The sequence below is a fragment of the Rhodoplanes elegans genome, from assembly GCF_016653355.1.
Taxonomy (GTDB): Bacteria; Pseudomonadota; Alphaproteobacteria; order Rhizobiales; family Xanthobacteraceae; genus Rhodoplanes; species Rhodoplanes elegans.
This window is the reverse complement of the sequence record NZ_NHSK01000052.1, coordinates 15,832-37,181: the sequence shown is the minus strand read 5'-3', so window position 1 is coordinate 37,181 and position 21,350 is coordinate 15,832. Positions and strand designations below refer to the sequence as shown.

Annotated in this window: 18 protein-coding genes; 7 read left to right on the top strand and 11 right to left on the bottom strand. The window is 69.1% G+C overall.

The annotated features are described in order from the left end of the window. Positions 1-191: 191 nt before the first annotated feature. Positions 192-998 (top strand): HesA/MoeB/ThiF family protein, encoded by an 807-nt coding sequence (locus tag CCR97_RS04705; RefSeq protein ID WP_111360714.1) that lies wholly within the window; start codon positions 192-194, stop codon positions 996-998. A 350-nt stretch (positions 999-1,348) separates the two neighbouring features. Here CCR97_RS04705 and CCR97_RS04700 read toward each other — a convergent pair whose 3' ends face one another. Further along, the gene (locus CCR97_RS04700) at positions 1,349-2,131 is read right to left on the bottom strand and encodes an SDR family oxidoreductase (RefSeq protein ID WP_111357296.1); all 783 of its coding nucleotides are present in this window, start codon (positions 2,129-2,131) and stop codon (positions 1,349-1,351) included. Between the two features lie 148 nt (positions 2,132-2,279). Here CCR97_RS04700 and CCR97_RS04695 point away from each other — a divergent pair, with 148 nt between their 5' ends. Next, entirely contained in the window at positions 2,280-3,494 is a 1,215-nt protein-coding gene (locus CCR97_RS04695) for an extracellular catalytic domain type 1 short-chain-length polyhydroxyalkanoate depolymerase (RefSeq protein ID WP_245428843.1), read from the top strand. Positions 3,495-3,516: 22 nt separating this feature from the next. Here CCR97_RS04695 and CCR97_RS04690 read toward each other — a convergent pair whose 3' ends face one another. The 3 genes from CCR97_RS04690 to CCR97_RS04680 form a co-directional block, all read right to left on the bottom strand. Further along, a complete protein-coding gene (locus tag CCR97_RS04690) occupies positions 3,517-3,819 on the bottom strand; it encodes a hypothetical protein (protein WP_111357295.1) in 303 nt (100 codons plus the stop codon). 64 nt (positions 3,820-3,883) lie between these two features. Then, positions 3,884-4,045, bottom strand: coding sequence for a hypothetical protein (locus CCR97_RS04685; RefSeq protein WP_170145825.1), 162 nt, complete (start codon positions 4,043-4,045; stop codon positions 3,884-3,886). A gap of 50 nt (positions 4,046-4,095) precedes the next feature. Then, positions 4,096-4,263, bottom strand: a complete 168-nt coding sequence (locus tag CCR97_RS04680) for a hypothetical protein (RefSeq protein WP_170145824.1) — start codon at positions 4,261-4,263, stop codon at positions 4,096-4,098. Positions 4,264-4,567: 304 nt separating this feature from the next. Here CCR97_RS04680 and CCR97_RS04675 point away from each other — a divergent pair, with 304 nt between their 5' ends. After that, positions 4,568-5,455, top strand: a complete 888-nt coding sequence (locus CCR97_RS04675; RefSeq protein WP_111357294.1) for a LysR family transcriptional regulator — start codon at positions 4,568-4,570, stop codon at positions 5,453-5,455. A 58-nt stretch (positions 5,456-5,513) separates the two neighbouring features. On the opposite strand, the gene CCR97_RS04670 is transcribed toward CCR97_RS04675, so the two are convergent. From CCR97_RS04670 to CCR97_RS04655, 4 genes are all read right to left on the bottom strand, one after another. After that, the gene (locus tag CCR97_RS04670) at positions 5,514-6,206 is read right to left on the bottom strand and encodes a peroxiredoxin-like family protein (protein WP_111357293.1); all 693 of its coding nucleotides are present in this window, start codon (positions 6,204-6,206) and stop codon (positions 5,514-5,516) included. Between the two features lie 185 nt (positions 6,207-6,391). Further along, entirely contained in the window at positions 6,392-6,553 is a 162-nt protein-coding gene (locus CCR97_RS04665; RefSeq protein WP_170145823.1) for a hypothetical protein, read from the bottom strand. Between the two features lie 49 nt (positions 6,554-6,602). After that, on the bottom strand, positions 6,603-6,764 hold the full coding sequence (locus CCR97_RS04660; RefSeq protein ID WP_201159338.1) for a hypothetical protein: 162 nt from the start codon (positions 6,762-6,764) through the stop codon (positions 6,603-6,605). A gap of 51 nt (positions 6,765-6,815) precedes the next feature. Next, positions 6,816-6,983, bottom strand: coding sequence for a hypothetical protein (locus tag CCR97_RS04655; protein ID WP_170145822.1), 168 nt, complete (start codon positions 6,981-6,983; stop codon positions 6,816-6,818). 771 nt (positions 6,984-7,754) lie between these two features. Here CCR97_RS04655 and CCR97_RS04650 point away from each other — a divergent pair. The 4 genes from CCR97_RS04650 to CCR97_RS04635 all read left to right on the top strand — a co-directional run bounded on the left by CCR97_RS04650 (position 7,755) and on the right by CCR97_RS04635 (position 17,433). After that, complete coding sequence (locus CCR97_RS04650) at positions 7,755-12,485, top strand: 2-oxoacid:acceptor oxidoreductase family protein (protein WP_244670264.1); 4,731 nt, start codon at positions 7,755-7,757, stop codon at positions 12,483-12,485. 66 nt (positions 12,486-12,551) lie between these two features. Beyond that, positions 12,552-15,380, top strand: coding sequence for a sulfide/dihydroorotate dehydrogenase-like FAD/NAD-binding protein (locus tag CCR97_RS04645; RefSeq protein WP_111357291.1), 2,829 nt, complete (start codon positions 12,552-12,554; stop codon positions 15,378-15,380). Positions 15,381-15,762: 382 nt separating this feature from the next. After that, on the top strand, positions 15,763-16,251 hold the full coding sequence (locus tag CCR97_RS04640; RefSeq protein ID WP_170146103.1) for a GlcG/HbpS family heme-binding protein: 489 nt from the start codon (positions 15,763-15,765) through the stop codon (positions 16,249-16,251). Positions 16,252-16,422: 171 nt separating this feature from the next. Continuing rightward, a complete protein-coding gene (locus CCR97_RS04635; RefSeq protein ID WP_111360547.1) occupies positions 16,423-17,433 on the top strand; it encodes a Gfo/Idh/MocA family protein in 1,011 nt (336 codons plus the stop codon). Positions 17,434-17,686: 253 nt separating this feature from the next. On the opposite strand, the gene CCR97_RS04630 is transcribed toward CCR97_RS04635, so the two are convergent. The 3 genes from CCR97_RS04630 to CCR97_RS04620 all read right to left on the bottom strand — a co-directional run bounded on the left by CCR97_RS04630 (position 17,687) and on the right by CCR97_RS04620 (position 21,346). After that, the gene (locus CCR97_RS04630) at positions 17,687-18,823 is read right to left on the bottom strand and encodes a zinc-dependent alcohol dehydrogenase (protein ID WP_111358191.1); all 1,137 of its coding nucleotides are present in this window, start codon (positions 18,821-18,823) and stop codon (positions 17,687-17,689) included. A gap of 44 nt (positions 18,824-18,867) precedes the next feature. Then, positions 18,868-19,707: a sulfurtransferase gene (locus CCR97_RS04625; RefSeq protein WP_111358189.1), complete on the bottom strand. Its 840-nt coding sequence runs from the start codon at positions 19,705-19,707 to the stop codon at positions 18,868-18,870. A 121-nt stretch (positions 19,708-19,828) separates the two neighbouring features. Next, positions 19,829-21,346 carry a tripartite tricarboxylate transporter permease gene (locus CCR97_RS04620; protein WP_111358188.1) on the bottom strand — a complete coding sequence of 506 codons (1,518 nt, stop codon included), beginning with the start codon at positions 21,344-21,346 and terminating at the stop codon, positions 19,829-19,831. Positions 21,347-21,350: the final 4 nt, after the last annotated feature.

Genomic DNA, 21,350 nt, shown 5'->3' with positions numbered 1-21,350 from the left:
TTCCGGGCCGGCGGGGCGGCCGGGCCGGGGGCCTGCGCCGCGGCCGGCACGGTGCCGGCGATCGTCCCCGCGAGCGGGGCGGCGAGCAGGGCGGCGAGCAGGAGCGGCGCGACACGGTTCATTCCGGCCTCCCGAACGTGGTAGAGCGCGGCGACCCTAGCCAAACCGGGCGAGGGGAGAAAGGTGCCACGATGCTGACTCCCGACGAGCTCGAGCGCTACGCCCGCCACATCGTGCTGCACGAGGTCGGCGGCCCCGGCCAGGCAGCCCTGAAGGCCGCGCGGGTGCTGGTGGTCGGGGCCGGTGGGCTCGGCGCGCCGCTGCTGCTCTATCTGGCCGCCGCCGGGGTCGGGACGCTCGGCATCGTCGACGACGACGTGGTGTCGCTCTCCAACCTGCAGCGCCAGGTGATCCATGCGACGCCGGATCTCGGCCGGCCGAAGGTCGACAGCGCCGCCGAGGTGATCGGCCGGCTCAACCCGCATGTGACGGTCGAGCGCCACCCGACCCGCATCGGGCCGGCGAACGCGCTCGACCTGATCGCGCGCTACGATCTCGTCGTCGACGGCTCGGACAACTTCACCACCCGCTATATGGTCTCCGATGCCTGCTGCCTCGCGAAGCGGCCGCTGGTCACCGGCGCGGTCGGCATCTTCGACGGCACCATCACGACGCTGCGGCCGCACGAGCGCGGGCCCGACGGCACGCCGAACCCGACCTATCGCTGCCTGTTCCCGGAGCCGCCGCCGCCCGGCACCGTGCCGGCCTGCGCCGAGGCCGGAATTCTCGGCGCCTTCACGGGCGTGATCGGCTCGCTGATGGCCGTCGAGGTGGCGCGCGAGATCGTCGGCTTCGGCGAGGGCCTGGTCGGCCGCCTGCTGATGGTCGACGGCCGCAGCCTGCGCTTCGAGACGCTGCGCTACGCCTGGGATCCGGGCAACCCGCTGACCGGCGAGACGCCGACCATCACGGACTTGTCCGCGTACGAGGAGAGGTGAAGCGAGGCGGGCCGAACGCCACCGCGAACTCTGGCATCGTCATGGCCGCGCTGGTCGCGGCCATCCATGTCTTCCGGGCGGCACCGTACCAGGACCGTGCATGGCCGGGACGAGCCTCCTGGGCGCTAAGTCAGGACTTGAGGCAAAACCTCTCGGTGGTCGTCGTCCGCGCAGGCGGACGACCCAGTATCCACCGGCGTTCGTTGTTTCAGTCGAAACGCTGCGGCGTACTGGGTGCTCCGCCTGCGCGGAGCATGACGACGGAGAGGCTTCGGACCTGAACTCAGCGCCGATGGGGACGAGCCCGGCCATGACGAGTCCCGGATTCCCGGCGTGTCACGTCGTCCGGCTCACACCGTCCGCGTCTCGCCGCCGTCGAGGTCGACGATGGCGCCGGCGAGATGGCCGAAGCGAGGCGAGGCCATCACGGCGACGAGGTCGGCGACCTCTTCGGGCCGGCCGAAACGGGCGACGCGATGTGCGGCGAGCATTTTCTCTCGCGCCTCGGCCTCCGACACGCCGGTTTCCTCCATCACGCGACCCAGGCGGGCGAAGAAGCGCTCGGTCTCGATGATGCCAGGATTGATCGTGTTGACGCGCACGCCGTCGGCGATGCCGCGATCGGCCAGCACCTTCGTCAGCAGGCCGAGCGCCGCGTTGACGCTGCCGCCGATGGCGAACTCCGCGTCACCGGTGCGCCCGCCCGTGCCGGCGATCGTGATCACGCTGCCGCCCGCCGCCTGCAGGAGCGGCCATGCGGCTCGCGTCAGGCGCATCGTGCCGAAGAACTTCAGCGCGAAGCCGTCGGTCCAGTCGTCGTCGGTGAGCGTGAGGAAGTCGCCGCGCCTCGTCGCGCCCGCGCTGTTGACGAGCAGGTCGAGCCGGCCGAGCGCCCCGCTGGTCTTGGCGACGATCTCGGTCGCGACGTTCGGTTCGCGCAGATCCGCCGCCCAGGCGACGCACTCGCGGCCGAGCGCGTCGATGTCACGGCGCACGGCGTGGAGCGCGTTGGCGGAGCGGGCGACGAGGGCGATGTCCATGCCCTCCGCGGCGAGCCGCAATGCGATTGCGCGGCCGATGCCGCGGCTCGCGCCCGTGACGATTGCAACTTTTCCGACGAGTCCGAGGTCCATTCGCTGTCACTTTCACGTTATCACGCCGCAGAATGCGACGCCTTAGGACGGCCGCGATCGCGCATCAACACATTGTTCAAGGAAATTGTGCATCGCAGCGTCGCCGGGCGCGTTAGTCTCGGTCGCGCGCGTTCGAGGAGAGTCACGAGTGCCCGGTCTGCAGACGACAATCGCGGCGCTGGAGCGCCAGCGCAAGCAGTGGGAAGCGTTCCTGCGCATGATGCCGGGCGCCGTCTCGTCGCGCGAGCGGCCGGACGTGCCGAGCCGGCTCACGGCGGTGCCCGACTTCGGGCCCAATCCGGGCGGCCTTCGGATGTACAAGTACGTCCCGAAGAAGCCGAACAAGAGTCTCGTCGTCGTGATGCACGGCTGCACCCAGACGGCGGCGAGCTACGATCTCGGCGCCGGCTGGTCGACGCTCGCCGACCGCTACGGCTTCCTGCTGGTGTTCCCCGAGCAGACCGAGGCGAACAACCCGAAGACCTGCTTCAACTGGTTCCGCGAGCACGACGCGACGCGCGGGCAAGGCGAGGCCGCCTCGATCCGTCAGATGATCCGCAAGATGGCCGAGGATCATGCGGTCGATCCCAAGCAGATCTTCGTCACCGGTCTCTCGGCGGGCGGCGCCATGACGGCCGTGATGCTCGCGACCTATCCGGAGGTCTTCGCCGCCGGCGCCATCGTGGCCGGGCTGCCCTACAAGAGCGCGACCGGCATGCGCCAGGCGCTGGAGAGCATGTTCCGGGTGAAGGTGCGCGAGCCGAAGGAATGGGGCGATCTGGTGCGCGCCGCCTCGCCGCATCGCGGGCCGTGGCCGCGCGTCTCCGTCTGGCACGGCGGCGCCGACACGGTGGTCAAGCCGAAGAACGCCGAGGAGCTGCTCAAGCAGTGGACCGACGTGCACGGCCTCTCGACGCGCCCTGACCGGACCGAGACGGTCGACGGCTATCCGCGCCACGTGTGGACCGACGCCAAGGGCCGCGACGTGATCGAGAGCTACATCATTCCGCTGATGGCGCACGGCGCCCCGGTCGCCGGTGGCGACGACGACACGAGCTACGGCGTGCCCGGCGAGTATCTGATCGAGGTCGGGATCTCGTCGTCTTATCACATCGCCCGCTTCTTCGGGCTGACGCAGACGCGGCGCACGATCGTCAACCCGTTCGCCGGCGAGCGCCCGGCGCCGCGTGTCGAAGCACAACGCGTCGAGTCTCCGCGGGTCGCGCCGGCGGCCGACGCCGCCGTGCCGCCGCCCCGAGGCCGCGCCGCGGATCCGCCGCGACCTCGTCCGGGTGTCCAGAAGTTCGTCGAGGACACGATCAAGCGCGCGCTCGACGCGGCCGGCCTGAACAAGCGGCGCTGAATGTCCAACACCGCGACGGCGTTCAGTGCGGAACGTGCGTCGCCGGCGAGCCGTCGGGAAGACACTCGAACAGGCGGCCGCGGCCGGGCGGAATCGTGTCGAGCAGGGTCGCGTCGCGGCATACGACGTCGGCCGCGAAGCCGGGCCCCGAGCGCGCCGAGAATGGTCCGCGCGGCACGTCGTTCCGCACCTCGCCCGGCGTCGTGCCGACGTTCGGCGGTTGATCTGACCCGAACGGCGCGGCCGGCGCGCCCGTGACACCCATCGTGATCCCTGTCGTGACGACTGCGAGGACGACGGCGATCGCAAAGCCCAGTCGATTCATGACGCACCTCCGCGCTCGTGTGGATCGGCCGGCCCCGGCGGGGCCGGCCGTCGTCCGCTGGTCGTCAGCGGATATTGCCCTTGGCCTGGTCGTTGCCGGTCTCGACGGCGCCGTGGCCGGTCTCGACATAGCGGCTGCCCTGGTCGCCGGAGGGCGCGGCGTTGACGATGCTCTGGGCCGAGACGAGGGTGGCGAGGGCGACGAGCGCGATCTTGATCGTGTTCATGGGGGGTCTCCTGTTGGTCTGATCAGTGATGTGGTCGGGGGTGGGGTCGTTCAGCGGATGCCGCCCTTGGCCTGGTCGGAGCCGGTCTCGACGGCGCCGTGGCCGGTCTCGACGTAGCGGCTGCCCTGATCGCCATAGGGCGCGGCGTTCACGATGCTCTGGGCCGACACCAGCGTGGCGGCGACGAGGGCGGCGAGGGCGATGGTCTTGCGGGTCATGGCGGTCTCCTTCGGTTTCGCTGTGGCTTCGTCTCGAAGCCGGTGATGCGAATATCGCGGCGGAGAGGGCCGAACTGAAATGCCGAGTGCCTATGGGATCGATAGCGTCGCGCTATGGCGCGCGGCACGGGATGCCTGGCGGCGGTCGGCGCCGCTTCGCCCTTGACCTGGCGGGCTCGAAACTTAAATCTTCCACGCGTGGAGGCCGCTTTCTGCGGGCTCGGCGCTGCGATGCGCCTGTCTCCTGCGTCAGACGTCTTCGAATGAAGTCTCCGCGGATGGAGACCGTGGGTTCGGTGCCCGGATGGAAATGCATCAGGTGCGCTATTTCCTGGCACTCGCCAGGACGCGCAACTTCACGCAGGCGGCGAGCGAGTGCAACGTCTCGCAGCCCTCGCTCACGCGCGCCATCCAGCAGCTCGAGGCCGAGTTCGGTGGGGACCTGTTCCGGCGCGAGCGGCCGCAGGCGCTGCTGACAGATCTCGGCCAGCGCATGCTGCCCTTCATGCAGCAGTGCGACGACGCCGCGCGCTCGGCCCGCGCGCTCGCCTCGTCGATGAAGAAGGGCGAGGCCGGCACGCTGCGGATCGCCGTGTCGGAGAGCATCGACGGCAGTCTCCTGGTGCCGCATCTGCAGGAGCTCGGGCGGCATTTCCGCGGGCTCGACCTCAGGCTGATGCGCGGCTCGGCCGCCGACGTCACGCGCCTGCTGAAGGACGGGACGACCGAGCTCGGCATGATCGCGGCGATCGACACGAGCTGGGACCGCTTCGATCACTGGCCGCTGTTCTCGGAGCGGTTCGAGCTGCTGATCGGCGCCGACAGTCGGCTCGCCAATCACGCCGTCGTCGAGCCGGAGGATCTGCGCGAGGAGCGGCTCCTGACGCGCGTCTATTGCGAGCACGCCGGTCGCATCGCCGAGCTCCTGCGCAAGGCCGACATCGACGTCGACCGGGCGCACGAGCTGCACAGCGAGCGCGATCTCGTCCATTTCCTGGAGGCGGATCTCGGCGTCGCCGTCGCGCCGGCGAGCGCGCTGTCGGGCGCGAGCGTCGTGCGGGCGCCGCTCGCCGGCTTCGAGCTGGAGCGGACCATCTATCTGTACGGAGTCGCCGGCCGCGAGCGGTCGCCGGCGGCGACCGCCGCGATGAAGATGCTGCGCGCGTGCAACTGGAAACGTCTGCTGGCGTGAAATCGCGCCGGACCTCGCCGGCCCGCGCGCGTCCGATATCGATCCGCTTCGGTGCTGATCAGGTCGCGGGCGCGACGGCGGCCAGCATGGCCTCGATCGACATCCGCTTGCGATAGTCCGGGTCGACGAAGCGCGCCAGGATCCGCCGGTCGCGGTCGACCACGAAGGTCGCGGGGATCGGCAGCGACCACGAGTCGTTGCCCTGGTAGCGGGGCAGGTCGATGCCGGCCTTCTTCGTCAGGTCGAGCATCTCGTCGCCCATCCAGACGACCAGATCGAGGCTGGCGGCGAGCCCGTTGTCGACGTCGCACAGCACCGGGACGGCGCCGCGCGCATCCGCCGCGAAGCTCTGCGCGAACTCCTGCAGATCCGGCACGATCGCCACCATGTGCAGGCCGGCCGAATCGGCGGCCGCGCGCGCCTTCGCCAGCGCGTCGACGCTCAGCCGGCAATACGAGCACCAGTGGCCGCGGTGGAACGCCAGCGCCACCGGGCCGGTCTCCAGCAGATCGTCGAGACCGACCAGCCGTCCGTTCGCGTCCGGCAGCAGGAAGTCCGGCATCAGGTCGCCGACCTGCGGGGCCGTGGCACCGACGCCGCTCTCGCGCAGGCGGGCGACCAGGCGGTCGGTCACCTCGTGCAGGGCCGGGACCGTCTCCTGGTGGACCGCATCGAGCGCGCCCAGGCGCTCGCACAGCGGCGCGTCCATGTCGCGACAGCATTCGAATGCGGACCGGTCCGGATCGGACATCTCAGGCCTCGGCTGACATGGACCACGTCGCGCGTGGCATCGCCGCGGACGGGCTTTGCGGACCGGCGCCCGCGGCGACGGCCGATCTATAACACGCCCCCGGTGCGGGGCAATCGGATCGCCGGCGCGGCGGGCCGGCAGACGAGGGGCCGGTGCGCACCGGCCCCCCGTCTCTGCTCTGCGGCTCAGCGGATGCCGCCCTTGGCCTGGTCGTTGCCGGTCTCGACGGCGCCGTGGCCGGTCTGGACGTAGCGGCTGCCCTGGTCGCCATACGGCGCGGCGTTCACGATGCTCTGCGCCGAGGCGAGGGTGGCGAAGGCGACGAGCGCGATCTTGATCGTGTTCATGGGGCTCTCCTGTCAGTCTGATCGAATGTGTGTTCGGGGGTGATGCGGCTCAGCGGATGCCGCCCTTGGCCTGGTCGGAGCCGGTCTCGACGGCACCGTGGCCGGTCTCGACATAGCGGCTGCCCTGGTCGCCATACGGCGCGGCGTTCACGATGCTCTGGGCCGAGGCGAGGGTGGCGAGGGCGACGAGCGCGATCTTGAGCGTGTTCATGGGGGTTCTCCTATCGATCTGATGGTTCGGGGGCTCGGGGGTGGCGGTCGTTCAGCGGATGCCGCCCTTGGCCTGGTCGGAGCCGGTCTCGACGGCACCGTGGCCGGTCTCGACATAGCGGCTGCCCTGGTCGCCATACGGCGCGGCATTCACGATGCTCTGGGCCGAAACGAGGGTGGCGGCGACGAGGGCGGCGAGGGCGAGGGTCTTGCGGGTCATGTCGGTCTCCTTCGGGTTTCGCTTGGCTTCGTCTCGAAGCCGGTGATGCGAATATCGCGGCGGAGAGGGCCGAACTGAAATGCCGAGTGCCTATGGGATCGATAGCGTCGGGCTATGATCGGCGCCGCCCGCGGACGCGCTCGCGCGACGCCACAGGCGCCCCGAGCCGCGTGCGCCGAGGCGACGATTCGGGCGACGCCGGTGGCCGAGGGTCGGCCGCCCGACATCCGCGCGGCGGGGGGGACGACATATCAGCGTGCCGGCCAGCTTCCCCTTCAGTTGATATTTCACATGACCGGTTTGCGGCCGGCGCGGGACCGCGGCGCACCGATGCCGCAGTGCAGCGGGCCGCGCCACATCGTCGTCGCGCCGCGTGACGGTCGGGTCGGCGAGCGGAAAGCCCCCGTGGGGCGGGGGCTTCCGGCATCGGGACGCGACCATGAAGACGACCGTGATGCGCCCGCCGTGCCAGCGCGACCCTCGTCGGACGCAAAGCCGATGTGAGATCGGCAGCAGTTTTTCCGCATTGCGGCACAACGATGCGGCCCGAACCCTTTGACAATAGTCAGAGCGAGGGGGGTACCCCGGGAGTAGAACGCTTCCAGTCAAGGCGGGAGGGCGCGCCTGAGCACGACTCGGCGCGCGACCCGGACAAAAGCCAGGGACGAAACGTCGAAAACCGAAGGTTCGAGCGACCACGGTCGCCCCGGCTCCCATGCGAGCGACGGACGCCTGCTCGGCGCGAGATCACGTACCAGACGGACGCAACAGATGAACGCGAAATACTCGGGCATTCCGACTGTCATCAACGGAAACGGTGCCGTCGCCCAGGTGATGGGGCACGTCTGCGGCGGCGTCATCGGCTATCCGATCACGCCGTCCACCGAGATCTCCGAAATCTACGAGGCCTTCCGCTCCGCCGGCGGCTGCAACGTCTGGGGCAAGCATCCGTTCTTCTTCGAGCCGGAGGGCGAGCATTCGGCCCAGTCCGGCGCGCTCGGCGCCGCGCTCACCGGCGGCAAGTTCGTCTCCAACGCCTCGTCCAGCCAGGGCATCCTGTACGGGCTCGAGTCCCACTACGTGACGGTCGGTAAGAAGGTCGGCGGCTTCGTGCTGCAGGTCGCCGCCCGCGTGGTGTCGAAGCACTCGCTCAACGTGATGGCCGGCCACGACGACGTCTACGCGCTGCTGCAGTCCGGCTACACGATCCTGTTCGGCTCCAACCCGCAGGAGGCGGCCGACCTCGCCGTGATCTCCTACAAGGTGTCGGCCACCTCGCTGATCCCGGTCGCCAACGCCATGGACGGCTTCGCCACCTCGCACATGATGAGCGAGGCGCTGATGCCGGAGCCTGAGCTGGTCCGCGAGTTCCTCGGCGATCCGGCCGGCCGCATCAAGTGCCCGACCGTGGCGCAGGAGATCCTGTTCGGCGCCAAGGGCCGCGTGCATCAGCTCGAGCTGTGGCTGATCAAGCACGAGGGCGACTTCGCCCCCGCCGATCTCGCCAAGCTGCGCACCTGGCTGAAGACCGAGGCCGATGGGGTCGAGACCGACAACGCCGCCTCGCTGATCGGCGACACGCTGGCGCTGGTGCCGGAGGAACTGCGCGGCGCCTGGACGCGCCAGTGGACCAACGCCTACGAGAAGGGCACCCGCCAGCTCGTGCCCGCGCTGGTCGACGTCCACAATCCGGGCCTCACCGGTGGTGTGCAGAACCAGCCCGACTTCCAGGCCGGCTCGGTCGACCACCGCACCCACTTCGTGCGCGACGTTCCGCGCTTCGTGCGCGAGGCGATGGCCGAGTACGCGGCGCTGACCGGCCGCGAGTACAAGCCGGTGATGACCTACATGTGCGACGACGCCGAGCACGTGATGGTCGGCCTCGGCTCCGTGACGGACGACGTCGAGGCGGTCGTGCAGCATCTGCGCAGCCAGGGCAAGAAGGTCGGCGTGGTGTCGATCAAGCTGCTGCAGCCGTTCCCGGAGGCCGAGCTGGTCGCCGCCCTGAAGGGCAAGACGGCCGTCACGGTGCTGGAGCGCTCCGATGTCACGGCGCTGACGAGCTTCGTCACCCAGGCGCTGTTCAAGGGCGTCGAGAACGCCACCAACGGCACCCGCCACCCGGGCATTCCGGCGCTCGACCGCCTGCCCAAGATGACGACCGCGATCTTCGGTCTCGGCGCCCACGACCTGCAGCCGCGCCACCTGATCGCCGCGTTCAAGAACATGGAGACCAAGAACGCGCCGTTCGTCTATCTCGGCTCGCAGTTCTTCGCCAAGGATCCGAGCCCGCGCCTCGCCGCTTTGCAGGAGAGGCTGAAGGAGGCCTATCCCGAGACCGAGCTGATGGCGCTCGAGACCGAGGCGAACCCGAACCTGCTGCCGCCGACGGCCTTCCGGGTGCGCTTCCACTCGGTCGGCGGCTACGGCACCATCGCGACCGGCAAGCTCCTCACCGACATCCTGGCCGGCGTGCTCGACATGCACTCCAAGGCCTCGCCGAAATACGGCTCCGAGAAGAGCGGCGCGCCGACCAACTACTACATCACGCTCAGCCCCGAGACGGTGAAGATCACCAACGCCGAGATCGAGGACGTCGAGATCGTCGTCTCGCCGGACCACAAGGTGTTCAGCCACACCAACCCGCTGCGCGGCCTGGTCGAGGGCGGCACCTTCGTGCTGCAGTCGAACCTCTCGCCGCTGGAGGTGTGGAAGGAGCTGCCGAAGCGCGCCCGCAAGACGATCCGCGACAAGAAGATCAAGATGTTCGTGGTGGACGGCTTCGCGGTCGCCAAGCGCCATGCGCCGACGCCCGAGCTCGAGACCCGCATGATGGGCATCGCCTTCATCGGTGCGGTGTGCGGCCATGTCGACCGCATCGTCGCCGACGCGTCGATGGACGTGATCCTGAAGAAGGTGCAGCAGCAGCTCTCCAAGAAGTTCGGCTCCAAGGGCGCCGCCGTCGTCGACGGCAACATGGCCGTGATCAAGGAGGGCCTCGAAGCGACGCAGGCGCTCGACTACACGCGGCCCGAGTTCGTCGAGGCGGAGACCGAGGCGGGCGTGCAGCAGCTGCGCACCGTCGCCATCTCGGCGGCGATGTGCAAGGCGGCCGGCGCCGCGCCGGCCGAGGGCATCTTCGACCGCGCCTATTACGAGGAGATGGTCGCCGCACCGTTCCGCGACGGCACCATCGGCGAGGCGCCGGTGCTGCCCGGCACCGGCATGTTCATGCCGGCCGGCTCGGCCGCGTGGAAGGACAAGGGCCTGTTCCGCCGCGACGTGCCGGAGTTCGAGCCGGCCCTGTGCACGGGCTGCATGGAATGCACGCTGGTCTGTCCGGACGCCGCGATCCCCAACACGGTGCACGACATCCACGACCTGCTGCTCACCGGTCTCAAGCATCTCGATCTGGTCGAGGCGCAGCGCGAGGCGGTGCGCGACCGTGTCTTCGCGCTCGCCGACGCGGTGCGCGAGACCTATCGCGGCAGCAAGGACGCCAAGGCGTTCGGCGACGTGGTCGCGGCCGCGGCCGCCGGGCTCGACGTCGACAACCCGACGCTCAAGCGCAATCTCGGCAAGCTCGCCGAGGTGCTGGGCGAGTTCCCGGTGGCGCGCACGCGGCCGTTCTTCGACTCCATGGAGAAGGAGAAGCCCGGCACGGGCGGCCTCTACTCGGTGGCGATCGATCCGTGGAAGTGCTCCGGCTGCCTGGAGTGCATCGACGTCTGCGGCCCGGGCGCCCTCAAGGCGCGCGAGCAGGACGCGGCGCTGCTCGACAGCCTGCAGTCCCGCTTCGAGTTCCTCAGCCAGACCCCGAACACGCCGGCCCGCTTCACCGACGCGGCGCTGACGGCCGATGGCGACACCAAGCGGCTGATGCTCGACCGCGCCAACTACTACGCCACCACGGGCGGCCACGGCGCCTGCCGCGGCTGCGGCGAGGTGACGGCGATCCGCCTCGTCACGTCGACCAACAACGCGATCCAGACCAAGCGCCGCAAGGACCATCTGCGCGAGCTGGAGAACGTGATCGACAAGCTCAAGGCGAAGCTCCCCGCCGTGCAGGACGACAAGGCGCGGCGCGAGCGCATCGCCGGCGTGATCGAGGTCCTGGAGAAGCGCCAGTACCTCCTGGAGAGCGGCCCGACCGGCAACGGCCCGGCCTCGGCCGTGATCGCCAACGCCACCGGCTGCTCGTCGGTCTACGCCTCGACCTTCCCGTTCAACCCCTACAACGACCCGTGGGTGAACAGCCTGTTCCAGGACACGCCGGCGGTCGCCAAGGGGCTGTTCGAGGGGCTGACGGCCTCGGCCGTCGACGACGTGAAGGCGATGCGGATCGCCAAGCTCGAGCTCGACGACGCCTACGATCCGGGCATGCACGACAAGTTCTTCCGCACCTTCGCCTGGTCGCAGTTCACGCCGGAGGAGCTGTCGCTGCTGCCGACCGTGATCAGCATGGGCGGTGACGGCGCCACCTACGACATCGGCTTCGGCGCGCTGTCGCGGCTGCTGGCCACCAACACGCCCGTCAAGGTCGTGGTGCTCAACACCGGCGTCTACTCCAACACGGGCGGCCAGGCCTCCACGGCGAGCCTCACCGGTCAGGACTCGGATCTGTCGCGCTTCGGCGCCGCCCATGCCGGCAAGCAGGAGGACCGCAAGGAGCTCGGCCTGATCGCTGCGTTCCACCCGAACGTCTTCGTGGTGCAGACCTCGACGGCGCTGCAGCAGCACTTCCTGCAGAACGTGACGCGCTACCTCAACCACACCTCGTCGCCGGCCGTGCTCGACGTCTACACGCCGTGCCAGGCCGAGCATGGCATCGCCGACGCGGCGGCCAGCCGCCGCGCCCGCCTCGCCGTCGAGGCCCGCATGAACCCGGTGTTCGTGCACGATCCGGGCGCCGACCGCAGCCGCAAGGGCTGGTTCTCGCTCGACGGCAACCCGGACGTGGACAAGGACTGGACGACGACCACGATTGAGTATGTCGAGGACGGCGCGACCAAGCTGAAGGAGGTGGTGCTCACCCCGGCCTACTTCGCCCAGGAGGAGACCCGCTTCAAGAAGCAGTTCCGTCCGCTGAAGAACGAGGCCGACGCGATCCCGGTCGAGGACTTCGTCGCGCTCGATCCGGCGGCGCGCGCCGGCAAGGTGCCGTTCGTGTGGTCGACCGACGCCGACAAGCGGCTCGTCAAGCTCGAGGTGTCCAACACCATCGTGCATCTCGTCGAGGAGCGGCGCCGCTACTGGCGGACCTTGCAGTACCTCGCCGGCCGGCCGATCGAGCGGCTGGACGCCGACCATCGCATCGAGCTCGAGGCGCTGAAGTCGCGCTACGAGCAGGCCGCACATCCGCGACGAGGACGTCGCCGCCTGCACCAACTGCAAGACCTGCTACCAGCAGGTCCCCGAGCTGTTCGAGCGAACCAGGATCATGGTCGACGGCGTGTCCAAGGAGGTCGCCCACACCATCCCGGGCGCGCTCGAGACGGTTAAGGTCACGCCGGACCTCAAGGCCCGGCTCGCCAAGGCGGCGGCCGGCTGCGACGCGGAGATCGTGCGATGAGCACCGCCAATCCCCAGGAGCAGCTGCTGCGCTACGCCCAGACCACGCAGGCGCTGGAGCAGACGCGCAATCAGCTGGAGGAGCTCGAATCCTCCGAAGCCGTCGAGCTGTTCCAGAAGCAGCTCGAGCTTCTCAAGAAGCGTCTGCTCGGCGATCCCAAGTCGCTGCGCGGCACCTTCGTGTCGGACGGCGTGCAGGCGATCGCCTGGGAGTTCCAGCAGGAGGAGCTGAGCCCCGCCTTCACGCGGACGTTCTGGAATCTGCTGCTGCGCAACGACGAGATGAGCGTGCTTCTGCAACGCTTCATCTGGTCGATGCCGATGCGCTTCAAGCGAAAGTTCGTGAAGGCGCTCGACGATCATCTCTCCGACAAGTACCCGATGTTCAAGGGCCTGTCGGCGAAGTGGCCGTTCGACGCCTATATACCGCCCTATATCCGGCCGCCGGAGGAGCGCTCCCACGACTTCGAACTCGTGAACACCGGCTATCTCGGCTACATGGCGCTCGGCTACACCGAGCGCGAGGTCGAGATGTTCGTCTGGCTCGAGGTGCTGCGCGACAAGCAGTGCACCGACAAGCCGTGCGAGATCGGGGTGATCATCCACGGCAAGAAGGAGCCGAAGGGCGGCTGCCCGGTGAAGATCCACATCCCCGAGATGCTGGAGCTGCTCGGCAACGGCAAGTTCCGGCAGGCCATGGAGCTGATCGAGAGCTGCAACCCGCTGCCCAACGTCACGGGCCGCGTGTGTCCGCAGGAGCTGCAGTGCCAGGGCGTCTGCAAGCAGACGCGTCGGCCGATCGAGATCGGCCAGCTCGAATGGTTCCTGCCCGAGCGCGAGAAGCTGGTCGGTCCCAAGCCGGCCGAGCGGTTCGCCGGCGTGACGAGCCCGTGGGCGCGTGCCGAGAAGCCGCCGATCGCGGTGGTCGGCTCCGGCCCGTCCGGCCTGATCAACGCCTATCTGCTGGCCGTGGAAGGCTTCCCGGTCACGGTGTTCGAGGCGTTCCACGAGCTCGGCGGCGTGCTGCGCTACGGCATCCCGGAGTTCCGCCTGCCCAACACGCTGATCGACGACGTCGTCGAGAAGATCAACCTGCTCGGCGGCCGCTTCGTGAAGAACTTCGTGGTCGGCAAGACCGCGACGCTCGACGACCTCAAGGACGCCGGCTTCTGGAAGATCTTCGTCGGCACGGGCGCCGGCCTGCCGACCTTCATGAACGTGCCGGGCGAGCACTATCTCGGCGTCATGTCGGCCAACGAGTTCCTCACCCGCGTCAACCTGATGCGAGCGCTGGACGAGAAGTACGAGACGCCGCTGCCCGAGACCAAGGGCAAGGAGGTCTTCGTCATCGGCGGCGGCAACACCGCCATGGACGCGGCCCGCACGGCCCGCCGGCTCGGCGCCAACGTGACGATCGTCTACCGCCGCACCAAGTCGGAGATGCCGGCCCGCGTCGAGGAGCTGCACCACGCCCTCGAGGAGGGCATCAACCTCGCGGTGCTGCGCGCCCCGATCGAGTTCATCGGCGACGAGAAGACCCACTTCGTCAGCCACGCCGTGCTCGCCGTCAACGAGCTCGGCCCGCCCGACAAGTCGGGTCGCCGCGCGCCGGTCGCCACCGGCGAGACCGAGCGGGTTCCGGTCGATCTCGTGATCATGGCGCTCGGCAACACGGCGAACCCGATCATGAAGGACGCCGAGCCCGACCTGAAGACCTCGAAGTGGGGCACCATCGAGGTCGGCGAGGGCACGCAGAGGACGTCGATCAAGGACGTCTACTCGGGCGGGGACGCGGCCCGCGGCGGCTCGACCGCCATCCGGGCGGCCGGCGATGGCCAGGCGGCGGCACGCGAGATCGTCGGCGAGATTCCGTTCACGCCGGCCGAGATCAAGGAGCGGGTGGCGAAGGCGGCGCGCTACACCGAGCTCGGTCAGGTGAAGCAGACCATCGTCGAGAAGATCCCGCTCGCCGGCGGCATCGTCGAGTTCAAGGTGCGGGCCCCGATGGTGGCGCAGTCGGCCCAGGCCGGCCAGTTCGTCCGGGTGCTCGGCTGGGACGACGGCGAGCTGATTCCGCTGACGCTCGCCGACTGGGACGCCGAGGCCGGCACCATCGACCTGGTCATCCAGGGCATGGGCACCTCGACGCTCATGATGAACAAGATGACGATCGGCGACGCCTTCGCGGGCATCGCCGGCCCGCTCGGCCGCGCGAGCGAGCTGCACCACTACGGTCCCGACCAGACCGTGGTGTTCACGGCCGGCGGCGTCGGCCTGCCGCCCGTCTATCCGATCGCCCGGGCGCATCTGGAGATGGGCAACCACGTCACGCTGATCGCCGGCTTCCGGTCGAAGGAGTTCCTGTTCTGGACCGGTGACGACGAGCGGATGGGCAAGCTGAAGGCCAAGTACGGCGACCAGCTCGACCTGATCTACGCGACCAACGACGGCACCTACGGCATCAAGGGCTTCGTCACGACGCCGCTCGAGGAGATGCTGAAGAACGACAAGACGTCGAAGGGTCGCAAGATCGCCGAGGTGATCACCATCGGTCCGCCGATCATGATGCGGGTGGTCTCCGACCTCACCAAGCCCTACGGCGTGAAGACGGTGGCGAGCCTCAACTCGATCATGGTCGACGCCACGGGCATGTGCGGCGCCTGCATGGTGCCGATCACGGTGGACGGCAAGATGGTCCGCAAGCACGCCTGCATCGACGGGCCGGAGCTCGACGCCCATCTCATCGACTGGGACAAGTTCCTGCCCCGGTTCAACACCTTCAAGGCGCAGGAGCAGGCCAGCAAGGTGGCGCACGGGCTCGCCTGAGCGGCGTTCGGCCCGCCGCCTTTCGCGGCGCAGCAATCGGCCGAACAACAGGCGGCGAACGAGACGAGGGAGCGGGGCGAACCCCCGCTCCTTTTTCGTATGGGCCGTCCCGCGCGGTGATTCGCGGGCGACGGCGAGCCGGGCGACCATGCGGGCGCCCGCGGGCACGCGCGGGAAATCGCTCGGCCGCGGCGGCGTGCCGCAGGCGCGGCCGCTTCACTCTGTATGACAAGTCTCGCCCGGTATCCCGAGCCCTGCATCCCTTGCATTCGAAGTGCCGCGAGCCATGCGCGCGCAGGTGCGATGCCGCCGCGCGGCCTTGCGCCGCCGCGCGGGCGCCCCGACAATGGCCTCCCGCAACGAGCCTTCCGAACGAGACCCCATGAACCCCGCGAGCCACCCCGCGAGCCACACCGCGAGCTACACCGCGAGCGCGAAGCGCCTGACCAATGCGGGCGCCAGACAAATCCTGGAAACCGCCATGGAGAAGGCCCGCGCGGCCGGCATCCAGGTGGCCGTGGCGATCGTCGACGGCGGCGGCAATCTGCTGCTGCTGGAGCGCATGGACACGGCGCGCTTCCATCTGGTGCATTCCTCGACCACCAAGGCGCGCTGCTGCGCCTCCAACAAGCGGCCGACCACGTCGAAGGGCGCCGTGGCACAGCCGCTCGACGTCGCCCACGCGCTCGGCCTCGCGCTCGCCGCCGGCCCGGAGAATTGGACCGCGATGGAGGGCGGCTGCCCGATCATCTTCGACGGCGAATGCGTCGGCGGCGTCGGCGTCTCGGGCGGCAGCTGGGACATGGACGCGCAGATCGCCGAGGAGGCGGTGCGGTCGATCGGCGCCTCGGTGTCGATCGACGGGAAGTGAACCCGATTCCGCCTGTCATTCCGGGGCGCGCCGGAGGCGCGAACCCGGAATCCGGCGAACTGCGCGGTGATCGCGGCTGGATTCCGGGTTCGACGCTTCGCGTCGCCCCGGAATGACTGCGAACCGTCTCGATCCGTATCTCCCCTCGCATCAACTCTCGGGTCATTCCTCATGAGCAACACCTCACCCGTACGCGTCGGCTGCATCGGCATGGGCTGGTGGTCCGACGTGCTGGCCGACGCCATCGCGCGATCGAGCAAGATCGAGATCGTGAGCTGCTACACCCGCACGGCCGACAAGCGCGACGCCTTCGCCAAGAAGTACGGTTGCAAGACGGTCGCGAGCTACGAGGAGATGCTGGCCGATCCCTCGATCGAGGGCATCGTCAACACGACGCCCAACAACGTGCATCTGGAGACCACGGCGCAGGCCGCCGCGGCGGGCAAGCACGTCTTTCTCGACAAGCCGATCGCCAACAATGTCGCGACCGGCCGCGCCATCGCCGAGGTCGCCAAGACGCACGGCATCGTGCTGCAGCTCGGCTATCAGCGCCGGCGGGAGAGCCAGTTCCGCTGGATCAAGCAGCAGATCGACGCCGGCGTGTTCGGCCGCCTCGTCAACGCCGAGTCCAACATCAGCCGCGACCGGCTGGGCAAGTTCGATGCGCATCACTGGCGCCACACCGCCGAGGGCATGCCGGGCGGCGTGATGCTGCAGATCGGCATCCACTACATCGACGTGCTGAGCTATCTGATGGGGCCGGTCGTCGCGGTGTCGGGGCGCGCGTCCCAGCTCGTGCTGCCCGGCGACAATCCGGACGTCGCCTCGATGATCCTCGAGCACGAGAACGGCGCGCTTTCCACGGTCAACGCCTCCTATGCGTCGGCCGGCGAGTACTATCTGATGAACATCTACGGCAAGGAGGCCACCGCCTATTACGACCTGCACGGCGGCCTGCGCCTTCAGAAACGTCATTCCGACAAGGTCGAGGCGATCCCGTTCGAGAAGAACGACGCGATCCGCGACGAATTGGAGGAGTTCGCCGCGGCGGTGCGCGGGCAGGCGAAACCGGAGACCGACGGCGTCCACGGCTACCAGTCGCTCGCCGTGGTCCGCGCCGGCACCGTCTCGGCCCGCGAAGGCCGCCGCGTCACGGTCGCCGAGATGCTGGAAAAGGATTGAGGAGACTCGTCTCCCCGCGGTTTGCGGGCTGGCACTCTTCACCTCTCCCCGCTGGCGGGGAGAGGTCGAGAGCCGCACCTGTGGTGCGGATCTCGGGTGAGGGGGCGTCACCGCGAGTCTGAGCTTTGCGGAGACGCCCCCTCACCCGTCTCGCCGCGGCACGGCGAGCCACCCTCTCCCCGCGCGCGGGGAGAGGGAGCGCAGGCGCCGTCTTCCCCGCGGCATGACGAAGAAGAGCCACGCGAGTTGCCTCTCACCCCCGCATCTTCACCACCACCTTGATGGCGTCCTCGATGCGGTCGCGGGCGTAGCGGAAGGCGGTCGGCACTTCGGCGAGCGGGAACGTGTGGGTGTGGATCGGCTTCGGGTCGAAGCGCTTCTGTGAGATCAGCGCGGCGCAGCGGTGCGTGGCGCTACGGCCTTCGCCGCGGATGCCGAACACCGAGATGTGCTGGCGGATCAGCTTGGCGAGATCGACCGAGGCCTTCTCCTCCGGGAAGCCGACCAGGCACACCTTGCCGCCGCGCTTGAGCATGTCGGTCGCGACGTTCAGGCTGTTCGGATCGCCCGAGGCCTCGACCACGTAGTTGACGCCGCGCCCGCCCGTGATGCGTCGCACCGCCTCGAGCGGATCCTCGTTGCGGATGTTGACGACGTGATCGGCGCCCATGCGCTTGCCGAGCGCGAGGCGCGCCTCGCGCGTGCCGGTGAGGATCACCGGATCGGCGCCGAGCGCCTTCGCCACCGCCGTCACCATCAGGCCGATGGCACCGGGCCCGAGCACCACGACGCTCTCGCCGGCGATCAGCCCGCCGAGCGTGTCGAGCGCGTACATGGCGGTGCCGGCCGTGACGATCAGGGTCGCCTCCTCGTCGCCGACGCCGTCCGGCACGTGGATCAGGGTCGAGACGTGATTGACCTGATACTCGCAGAAGCCGCCGTCGGTGGTGAAGCCGTTGGCGCGGTGGCCCTTGTCGTGGCCCTTGTAGTTCATCCCGTAGTTCAGGCAGGCCGTGTACATGCCGGCGCGGCAGCGCTCGCAGCGGCCGCAGCCGTAATGCACCTCGACGACGACGCGATCGCCGATCGCGAACTCGTCCACGCCGGAGCCGAGCTTCACCACGGTTCCCATGTACTCGTGGCCCGGGGTGAAGTTCTTGTTGAACGGCTTGCCGCCTTCGATCAGCGCCGGCGGCCCCTTGGTGATGATCGAGATGTCGCCGGCGCAGAACGCGATGGCGTCGATGCGCACCAGGACCTCGGCGTGGCCGGGTTGCGGCACCGGCTTGTCGGTGAGGCGGAGCTGGCCCGGATCGTCGAGCACCCACGCCTTCATGGTCGACGGGACGTGATAGTCGTTCGGAACGGTCGAGGTTGCGGTCGCGGTCATCGCACTGTCCTTCTCGGTCCGGCGCGCCGGGGGCGCGCGGGCGATCATTTCTCCACGGGGAACCCGACGATGCTGCCCCATTCGGTCCAGGAGCCGTCGTAGATCTTGATGTTGCGGTAGCCGAGCAGCTTCTCCAGCGCGACCCAGACCAGGGTGGCGCGATGGCTCATCCGACAATAGACGACGACGTCCTCGTGAGCTCCCGGATCGACACCCGCGACGGCGAGTGCGCGGCGCATCTCGTCGGGTGTCTTGAAGGCGTTGTCGTCGTTCAGGACGCACCGGAAGTAGAGATGTTGCGCGCCGGGGATGCGGCCGTAGCGCATGGCGCCGTGATCGAACGCCGTGGCGTACTCGGCGAGACGCACGCCGAGATATTCCTCGGCCGAACGGACGTCGAGGAGCAGCCGCTCGGGTCGCCCGAGCTTCGCGCGCACGTCGTCGCGGCCGAGCCGCATCGACAGGTCGGGGGCCGGCGTGGAATAGGGGACCGGCGTGTGGTGCGGCACGGTCTGCGAGCGCGGGCGGTTCTCCTGCATCCACTTGCGGCGGCCGCCGTCGAGCACCTTGAGGTTCTTGTGGCCCGCCATCGTGAAGGCCCAGTAGGCGTAGGTGCCGTACTGCACCGGCTCGCCGTAGAGCACGACCGTGGTCTCGGGGCCGATGCCGAGACGGCCGAACATCGCGGCGAGCGCCTCCGGCGTGATCAGCTCACGGTCGGTCTTGTGCCAGCAGGCGTCCTTCCAGAACAGGAAGGTCGCACCCGGAATGTGAGCGTCGCAATAGGGCTTCGGCTCGGCCTCGCCGGAGATCTCGATGACCCGAAGATCGGGATCGGTGAGGTGGCTCTCCAGCCAGTCGTTCGAGACGAGCGGTGAGGTCATGGTGGTCCTCGGTCGATCGGAAAGCCCCGCAGTTGCCGTGCGAGGGCCGGATGCGAAGGCGGGCCGGCCGACCGGTCGGCCCGAGACTGTCGGCGACGAGCGCCGGCCGGCGTACCTGCGCTCACGCCGTCGCCTTGCCGGGCTCGCCTTTCGTCCGGGCGTTTCGGCTGCGCACCATGGTGATCACCTGGCTGACGAGGATCAGCAGGGCGAGGCCCCAGAACAGCAGCGCCGTGTAGGACTCCACGAAGATCGCCGGCGAGCCTTCCGACATGATCAGGGCGGTGCGCGCCTCGCGCTCCAGCGTCGGCCCGAGCACCAGGCCGAGCAGGATCGGGGTCGCCGGGATGCCGCCCTTGATCAGCCAGTAGGCGACGAAGCCGACCAGGCCCATCACGCCGACGTCGAACAGCGAGTTGCGGATCGCGAAGGAGCCGATCACGCACATCACCAGGATGCCGACCGCCATCAGGTGCGGCGGCACCCGCAGCGCCTTGACGAACAGGCGAACGCCGAAGAGCTGGATCAGCGCCGTGACGACATAGGCGAGGACGAACAGGAGATAGATCGACGTGATCACGTCGGGCTTCTCCATGAACAGCAGCGGCCCCGGCTGGATGCCGTGGATCAGCAGGCCGCCGAGGATGATGGCGGTCGCCGGATCGCCCGGGATGCCGAGGCCGATGAGCGGGATCATGGCGCCGCCCGTGACGGCGTGATTGGACGCCTCCGGCGCGACGACGCCCGACACCTCGCCCTTGCCGAAGGTCTCCGGATGCTTCGACCAGCGCTTCGCCTGGTCGTAGGCGAGGAACGCGGCGATCGGTCCGCCGGTGCCCGGGATCGCGCCGACCACGGTGCCGATGGCGGCGGAGCGCAGGAAGTTCCAGCGTTGCGCGAGGAGAAGCCTCCAGCCCGGCAGCTCGGTGCGCACATTGCCGGGATCGATCTTCATCTCCTTGCCGCGCCAGTAGGTGGCGAACACGGTGACGACGTGCGGCACGGCGAACAGGCCGATCATCGCGACCAGGAGGTCGACGCCCTGCAGCATCGCCGTGGTGCCGAAGGTGAAGCGCGGCACGCCGTCGATCGGGTCCTGGCCGATGTTCATCAGCATCAGGCCGATCACGCCGCCGATCAGGCCCTTGACCAGCGAGCCGCCGGCGAGGCCGCAGATGGTGGAGAGGCCGAACACCACGAGCGCCGTGATCTCGGCCGGGCCGAACGAGATGGCGACGCGGGCCAACGCGTCGACCGAGACCAGCATGACGAGCAGGCTGAGGATGCCGCCGACGCAGCCCGCGATGGTGGCGATGCCGATGGCGATCGAGGCCTGTCCCTTCTTCGCCATCACCTCGCCGTCCAGCACCGTGGCGGCGGCCGAGGGCGTGCCGGGCACGCCGATCAGGATGGCCGAGACGGCGCCGCCCGTCATGCCGCCGATATAGGTGCCGAGCAGCACCGCGATGGCGGCCGTGTGGCCCATCGTGAAGGTGATGGGCAGCACCATGGCGAGCGCCATCGAGTAGGTGAGGCCCGGGATGGCGCCGAAGATCAGCCCGACCAGTGCCCCGAAGAAGGTGCCGAGCAGCGCCTGCCAGCTCAGTGAGGCGGCGAGCGCGGTCATGAAGATGTCCATGGGG